Source organism: Actinomadura hibisca NBRC 15177 (assembly GCF_001552635.1).
Taxonomy (GTDB): Bacteria; Actinomycetota; Actinomycetes; order Streptosporangiales; family Streptosporangiaceae; genus Spirillospora; species Spirillospora hibisca.
In genome coordinates this window covers 1-7,247 of the sequence record NZ_BCRO01000005.1, presented here as the reverse complement: position 1 = coordinate 7,247, position 7,247 = coordinate 1, and the positions used below count along the sequence as shown (strand labels likewise).

General features: G+C 75.1%; 7 protein-coding genes and 1 pseudogene. 2 read left to right on the top strand and 6 right to left on the bottom strand.

Annotated features, from left to right (window positions below; genetic code table 11):
- Both AH6_RS02245 and AH6_RS02240 read right to left on the bottom strand, forming a co-directional pair.
- Positions 1-286, bottom strand: a pseudogene (locus AH6_RS02245) (hypothetical protein); the annotation flags it as partial.
- A gap of 122 nt (positions 287-408) precedes the next feature.
- Entirely contained in the window at positions 409-1,194 is a 786-nt protein-coding gene (locus AH6_RS02240) for an HAD-IIA family hydrolase (RefSeq protein ID WP_067472614.1), read from the bottom strand.
- A 68-nt stretch (positions 1,195-1,262) separates the two neighbouring features.
- Here AH6_RS02240 and AH6_RS02235 point away from each other — a divergent pair, with 68 nt between their 5' ends.
- On the top strand, positions 1,263-1,688 hold the full coding sequence (locus tag AH6_RS02235; RefSeq protein ID WP_067472611.1) for a RidA family protein: 426 nt from the start codon (positions 1,263-1,265) through the stop codon (positions 1,686-1,688).
- A 158-nt stretch (positions 1,689-1,846) separates the two neighbouring features.
- Here the strand turns inward: AH6_RS02235 and AH6_RS02230 are convergent, their stop codons facing one another.
- From AH6_RS02230 to AH6_RS02215, 4 genes are all read right to left on the bottom strand, one after another.
- Positions 1,847-2,422, bottom strand: coding sequence for a TerD family protein (locus AH6_RS02230; RefSeq protein WP_067472617.1), 576 nt, complete (start codon positions 2,420-2,422; stop codon positions 1,847-1,849).
- Positions 2,423-2,668: 246 nt separating this feature from the next.
- Positions 2,669-4,570: an acyl-CoA dehydrogenase gene (locus tag AH6_RS02225; protein ID WP_245679135.1), complete on the bottom strand. Its 1,902-nt coding sequence runs from the start codon at positions 4,568-4,570 to the stop codon at positions 2,669-2,671.
- Entirely contained in the window at positions 4,570-5,619 is a 1,050-nt protein-coding gene (locus tag AH6_RS02220) for an ACP S-malonyltransferase (RefSeq protein WP_067472605.1), read from the bottom strand. The genes AH6_RS02225 and AH6_RS02220 overlap by 1 nt, the downstream gene beginning before the upstream one ends.
- A gap of 102 nt (positions 5,620-5,721) precedes the next feature.
- The gene (locus AH6_RS02215; RefSeq protein WP_157431214.1) at positions 5,722-5,892 is read right to left on the bottom strand and encodes a hypothetical protein; all 171 of its coding nucleotides are present in this window, start codon (positions 5,890-5,892) and stop codon (positions 5,722-5,724) included.
- 82 nt (positions 5,893-5,974) lie between these two features.
- On the opposite strand from AH6_RS02215, the gene AH6_RS41975 reads away from it, so the two are divergent.
- Positions 5,975-7,225: a 3-oxoacyl-ACP synthase III family protein gene (locus tag AH6_RS41975; protein WP_083982142.1), complete on the top strand. Its 1,251-nt coding sequence runs from the start codon at positions 5,975-5,977 to the stop codon at positions 7,223-7,225.
- Positions 7,226-7,247: the final 22 nt, after the last annotated feature.

Genomic DNA, 7,247 nt, shown 5'->3' with positions numbered 1-7,247 from the left:
CCCGCCGCGACCGGCCCGCCGGGACGTCGCCGCCGCGCTTGCCGCCCGCCGCCTTGGGAGCCGGGCCCCTGCCCGCCGGAGCGGCGGCCGGGCCGTGCGAGGCGGGCTCGTCGCCGCCCAGCGCGAACGCCGCGGCCGTGCCCGCCCCGCCCAGCGCCACCACCCCGGCCGCCGACACGGCCACGATCTTGCCCAGCGGCCGGCGGCGGCCCTTCGGCGGCGCGCCCGGCGGCATCCCCGGCGGCGGGTCCAGCGGCTGGTCCAGGGGTCCCCTGAGGTTGTGCACGGCGCTCCGGTCGGCCTCGGGCGCCGGGGCAACGGGCGGGGGCCGGCGCGGAACTGCGCACCGGCGGCGGGCCTCCCCCGTGCCCCGCCGATGAACGACCCAGTGATCCTAACGGGCGCCGATCATGCTCCGATCATGGGGATGACGTCGGCGATCGAATCCACCACGTGGGTCGGCCGGAACGGGAAGCGCTCGACCTCCTGCGCCCGGGTCACGCCGCTGAGCACCAGGATCGTCTCCAGTCCCGCCTCCACGCCCGCCACCACGTCGGTGTCCATCCGGTCGCCGATCATCGCGGTGCTCTCGCTGTGCCCGCCCACCACGTTCAGCGCGGTGCGCATCATCAGCGGGTTGGGCTTGCCCACGAAGTAGGGCTGCACCCCGGTCGCCTTGGTGATCATCGCGGCGACCGCGCCGGTCGCCGGCAGCGCCCCCTCGGTCGAGGGCCCGACCGGGTCGGGGTTGGTCGCGATGAACCGCGCGCCCTTCTCGATCAGCCGGATCGCCCGCGTGATCTGCGAGAAGCTGTAGGTGCGGGTCTCGCCCAGCACCACGTAGTCGGGCCGCAGGTCGGTCAGCACGTACCCGGCCTCGTGCAGCGCGGTGGTCAGCCCCGCCTCGCCGATCACGTACGCCGAGCCCTCGGGCCGCTGGTCGGCCAAAAAGCGCGCGGTCGCCAGCGCCGAGGTCCAGATCGCCTCGGCCGGCACCTCCAGCCCCAGCGCCGCCAGCCGCGCCGACAGGTCCCGCCGGGTGTAGATCGAGTTGTTGGTCAGCACCAGGAAGGGCCGCCCCGCCGCCGACAGGCGCCGCACGAACTCGTCGGCGCCGGGGATCGGCTGCCCCTCGTGCACCAGCACCCCGTCCATGTCCGACAGCCACGACTCGATCGGCTTGCGCTCGCTCATGCCGATCATTGTCGCAGGTCGCGCCGGACCGTGCCGCACGCCCACCGGGCGGCGCTAACGTTGATCACGTGAACGAAGCACAGCGCGACGGAACCGACATCCGCCAGATCACCCCGCCCGACCTCGCCCCCGGCCCCGGCTACAGCCACGTGGTCTCGGTCGAGGTGCCCGGCCGCCTGGTCGTCGTCAGCGGCCAGATCGCCTTGGACGCCGGCGGCGCCCTGGTCGGCCCCGGCGACCTGCGCGCCCAGACCCAGCAGGTGTTCGCCAACCTGCAGGCCGCGCTGACCGCCGCCGGAGCCGGCTGGGAGCACGTGGTCAAACTCGGCTACTTCATGCTGGACGCCGACCAGGTCACCGTCGTCCGCGAGGTCCGCGACCAATACCTGCCCGACGGCGTCGCCCCCGCCTCCACCCTGATCCAGGTCGCCCGGCTGTTCCGCGCGGACCTGCTCGTCGAGATCGAGGCCATGGCCGTCGTCCCCCTGCACTGAGACGGCACCCGAACCACCCCGAACCACCCCGAACCGCACTGAAAACCCGCCGGAACAGCAACGGGCCGCCCCGCCTCCCAGCAGAGACGGGACGGCCCGGCGCACCTTCACACCCGCACGAGCCGCGGCCCGTCACCCGGACCGCGCCGTGACCTGGCTCAGACGCTGACGCCGAAGTCCGAGGCGATGCCCGACAGGCCCGAGGCGTAGCCCTGCCCGACCGCGCGGAACTTCCACTCCGCGCCGTTGCGGTACAGCTCGCCGAACACCATCGCGGTCTCGGTCGAGGCGTCCTCCGACAGGTCGTAGCGCGCGATCTCGTTGTTGTCGGCCTGGTTCACCACCCGGATGAACGCGTTGCGGACCTGGCCGAAGTTCTGCTGCCGGCCGTCGGCGTCGTAGATCGACACCGGGAACACCACCTTGGCGACCTCGGCCGGCACCGTGGCCAGGTTCACCTTGATCTGCTCGTCGTCGCCCTCGCCCTCACCGGTCAGGTTGTCGCCGGTGTGCTCCACCGAACCGTCGGGGCTCTTGAGGTTGTTGAAGAACACGAAGTGCTGGTCCGACAGCACCTTGCTCTCCGCCGAGACCAGCAGCGCGCTGGCGTCCAGGTCGAAGTCGGTGCCGGTGGTGGTGCGCACGTCCCAGCCCAGACCCACCACGACCGCGGTCAGTCCGGGAGCCTCCTTGGTCAGAGAGACGTTGCCGCCCTTGCTCAGACTGACTCCCACGTTGCCTACCTCCATATCGGCTCCGCGCGGACGCTTGTCACCCGCACGGTCTGTAACGAGAACGGTAGCCACCCCGCGCTGGTTCCCCCAGCCCGTTGCGCAACTTACGGCGTTGCGCGTGGCGCCACGCGGCGAGCCGCCGCACGGACCTGCGCCCGGACCCGCACGACGCCGCGACGGGCCCCGCGCGTACCCGACGCCGGTCCGCTACCGGCCGTCCGGTGCAGGGCCGGTGCGGGCGCGGCCTCAGTGCCCGGTGACGAACCCGGCGGGCGCGGTGATCGACGCAGGCAGCTCGAACGCCGCGGCCAGCTCGTCCGCCCGCGGCGCCAACTCGTCGCATACCCCGCGCCGCGCCTCCCACACCCGGTCCAGCGCCCCGGGCCCCAGCACCCCCTCGTTCAGCAGCACGTCCGCGCGCCGCTCCAGCCACCCCAGCGCGTGCAGCGCCAGCACCGGCCGCAGCCCGGCCGGGCCGGTCCCGGCGGCCGACGCGGCGGCCGACGCCACGATCTCCAGCATCGTCCGGTCGGCCAGCAGCGTCGCGGTCCGCGTCGCCAGCGCCAGGTTGTCGTTCCAGGCGTCGAAGGCGTCCCGCCCCGCCGCCCGCGCCGCCCGCACCCGCTCGGCCAGCCGCTCGCGCAACCGCGCCTCCGCCATCGCGGCCAGGTGCGGCCACACCTGCGGCGACAGCAGGTCGCCGCCGTCGGGCACCGCGCCCGCCACCTGCGGCGGCGCGTACCGGTCCAGGTCGGCCATCGCCCGCGCGGTGTCGAACAACACCAGCGCGTTGTCGCCGCCGGCGCTGGTGTAGGCGTGCGACAGCCCCCGGTAAGCGTTCAGCCGGTCGGTGGCCGCGAACCCCGGCGCGCCGCTGTGCACCCGGCACAACGACACCGTCTCCTGCGCCTGCGCGGTCGTGGCCGCCTTCAACAACGCCAGGTCGCGGTCCACCGCCGACCACGGCGCCCACGCCGTCGACGGCCCCCCACCTGACGTGCTGCCCGGCGCTCCGTCCGCACCCGGCACCGCGTCGAGCCGGCCGGAGGCGGCGGCCTCGGCGGCCTCGGTGGCGGTGCGGCGCGCCTTGACGTGCCCGGCCACCGCCGTCAGCGCGTACGCCGACGCCAGCGCGCCCAGCACCGCCTCGCGCTGGTTGCGGTAGTCGGTCAGCGGCCGCCGGGGCGCCAGCCGCCCCAGCGTCGCGCGGCCCCGCGAGTGCTCCAGCAGCAACCCCGCCGACGCCCGCGTGATCGCCGCCGACGACGAGATCACCGCCCGCCACACCGCCGGGGCCACCCCCATCGACCGCGTCAGCCGCTGCGCCGGATCGCCGACCGGGTCGTGGAAGCCGCCGCCCGGCTCCAGGCTCGCCCCGTCGCGCAACCACGCCTCGTAGGGCACCCGCAGCCCCTCCAGGCGCACCGCCGCATAATCCACCGGCAGCCCGCTGGTGTCGGGCCCCGGCAGGATCCGCACCCCCTCGGGCACCGACCCGTCGGCCGCGCGCAGCCGCACCACGAACACGAACACCCCGCGCTCGCGGCCCCCGTGCTCCAGCGTGGCGTACACCGCCGCGACCTTGGGGACGCCCGGATGCGCGCTGTTGGTGGGGAACTTGGCCGCCCGCGCGTCGGGGGTGTGCAGCACGAACTGGTGCGCGGCCTCGTCGTAGCGGGCCAGGGTGCGCGGCGACAGGTGGCTGTTGCTGCGCCCGATCTCGGTCATCAGCAGCGTGCCGAACGCCCGCATCGACTCCAGGTCCGCGCGCTCGCGGACCGGCCCGCCGTCCCCGCCGCCGAACCGCAGGATCGGGCCCAGCGCCAGCGTGTAGTGCAGCAGCATCACGTGGAACAGCGCCGGGTCGGCGATCGCGGCGCGCTCCAGCAGCGCGCACAACACCGCCGGGTCCTCCAGCAGCTCCGGCGCGGACGGCGCCGCCAGCCCCGCCTGGCGCAGCCGCCGGTAGATCAGGTCCTGGCGCTCGCGGGGCGTCAGCCCGTCGGGCCGGTCGCAGAACTCCTCGGGCACCGCCTCGGCCAGTTGCGCGCGGACCTTGGCGTCGGGCACCGGGCCCCGCACGAACGCCAGCAGGTCGTCATGGGGAACACCGCTCGCCTGGCCAGCGCTCATCGGGACACCGCTCATCAGGACGTCCCCTTCGAGCTCGCCTTGGACGGTGGCCGCGGCTCGCGCGGTGGCGGCGGCATCGGGGCCAGCGTCGGCGCGCCGGGCACCGACAGCTGCGCGCACTGGCACAGCGCGTCGCCCGCGCCGGCCTCCACGAACACCGTCGCGCCCGCCCGCCGCACCGCCTGCAACGTCTCCGGCAGCCGCACCGGCTTGACGATGCAGTCGGCCAGCGCCCGGTGCAGGTCGTCGTCGTCGCGGTAGGCGCGGCCGCGCACCGGCGAGTACACCGGCACCCGCAACGGCCGCTGCGGGAAACGCCGGATCATCGCGTACCACTCCAGGTCGGCGCCCGCCATCGCCGGATGGTGCGACAGGTACGGGATCGCCAGCCGCGCCGACCGCACCCCCGACCCGCGCGCGGCCGCCAGCACCCGCTCCAGCGGCTCATCGGGTCCGCTGACCACCGTGGCCTGCGGGGCGTTCAGGCACGCCACCACCACCTGGCCGGGCCCGGCGTCCGCGCCCGCGCGGCGGATGCACTCCAGCGCCTCGGCCTCACCGGCCGCCAGCAGGCCCAGCCCGCCGCCCGCGCCGTGCCGCGACAACACCCGCACCAGCCCGGCGGCCATGCGCGCCCCGTCGGCGATGGTGAACACCTGCGCGCACACCATCGCGGCGATCTCCCCGAAGCTCTGCCCCACCGCGAACCCCGGCCGCAGCCCGCCCGCCCGCAACACCTGGTCCACCGCGACCGAGGCGGTGTAGGAGGCCAGCTGCGCCACCCCCGGCACCCGCACCGCCTCCCGGTAGGCGTCCGCGTCCCCCAGCAGCGCCGCCCGCAGCGACGGCCACGCCGCCCCCTCCGCCGGCGGGCTGTCGCGCACCGCCTCCTGGACGGTGTCCAGCACCCGCTCCACCACCGGCGCCGCGCCCGGCGCCGCCGCCGACAGCGCCGCCAGGTCCGGCGCGCCCGCAGCGCCGGTTCCGGCGAACAGCAGCGCCGCCACCTCTCCTGGGTCGAACCTCAAGGGCCGGGCGGACGGCCGTGTCACCGAAAGTGCCACGCGGGATTCTCCTTACCTCAGCGGAAGACTCGCTTCCCTCGGTGGATAAACGCCGCTTAACAGAATGTTATTGAACAAAAGTCACAAACTGGGATTATTCACTCAAGGGGTCGGTCTGGCAACCATCGATGCGCCGAACCGACGCCCATCGGGGAACGACGACCGGCACAACGGCACGACGACGACCAGGAAGACGATCACGACTGCGATCACGACTGCGATCACGACTGCGATCACGACTGCGATCACGACAGCGATCACGACAGCGATCACGACCACCGAGCGCACCGGGACCCGCGCGCCCGGCCGCATCCGTCGCACACCAGGCCCGGTCCGCCGGGCGGGGGGAGCATCCATGACCGAGCATCCGGCGGCCCCGAGCCGACACCCGGCGAACCGACCCGCCCACCGACCCCCCGACCACCTGCGCGTCCGCCACCCCTGGGCGATCCTCGGCACCGGCTCCCACCTGCCGGGGGAGCCGGTGCCCAGCGCCCGGCTGTCGCGCTCGCTCGGGCTCGCCGACGACTGGATCGAGGACCGCACCGGCATCCGCCAGCGCCACCACGCCCCCGACGGGCAGGCCGCCTCCGACCTGGCCGCCGCCGCCGCCCGCCAAGCCCTGGACGCCGCGGGACTGCGCCCCGCCGACATCGGCCTGATCGTGCTGGGCACCTCCACCCCTGACGAGCTCGGCCCCTCCACCGCCTGCCGCGTCCAAGCCCTGCTCGGCGCCCACAACGCCGCCGCCTTCGACGTGGCCGCCGCCTGCACCGGCTTCGTCTACGGACTCCAGACCGCGATCGGCTGGCTGGCCACCCGGCACGACACCACCCCCCACGACTCCTCCCCCACCATCCCCCGCAACGCCCCGCACGACACCCCGCAAAACGCCCCGAAACCCGCCCCCCACACCGCATCCCGCCACCCGGCCCCCACCACATCGCCCACCACATCGCCCACCGCGTCCTCCACCGCGTCCCCCATCGAGCCGACCCGCGCCCCGGCCCCCGCCCGGCACGCGCTGGTCATCGGCGTGGAGGTCTACTCGCGCTTCCTCGACCCCACCGACCGCGCCACCGCCGCCCTGTTCGGCGACGGCGCCGCCGCCGCGGTGGTCGGCCCCGTCCCCGCCCCCTACGGCATCGCCTCGCTGGAGCTGGGCTCCGACGGCACCCGCGCCGACGACGTCCTCATCCCCGCCGGCGGCAGCCGCACCCCCGCCAGCCCCGCCACGCTGGCCGCCCGCGGCCACACCATCCACATGGACGGCCGCGCCGTCCGCGACTTCATCACCCGCACCCTGCCCCGCCTGGTCCGCGAGGGCACCGAACCGAGCGGCCTCAAACCCGCCGACCTCGCCCTGGTCGTCCCGCACCAGCCCAACCCCAAGCTCGTGGCGGCCGTCGCCGCCGACATCGGGCTCGACCCCGGCCAGACCGTCATCGCCGGGCACGACGTCGGCAACATCGGCGCCGCCAGCCTGCCCTACGCCCTGGACCGCGCCGTGCGCACCCGCGGCATCGCGCCCGGCGAGCTGGTCCTGCTGGCCGGGTTCGGCGCCGGCCTCACCTGGGGCCACGCCCTGATCTGCTGGCCGCCCTGACCGGGCCCCATCCGGTCTTCGG

Coding starts and splice junctions, on each gene's coding strand:
- AH6_RS02240 (WP_067472614.1), bottom strand. CDS start 1,194: ATGAGCGAGCGCAAGCCGATCGAGTCGTGGCTGTCGGACATGGACGGG.
- AH6_RS02225 (WP_245679135.1), bottom strand. CDS start 4,570: ATGAGCGGTGTCCCGATGAGCGCTGGCCAGGCGAGCGGTGTTCCCCAT.
- AH6_RS41975 (WP_083982142.1), top strand. CDS start 5,975: ATGACCGAGCATCCGGCGGCCCCGAGCCGACACCCGGCGAACCGACCC.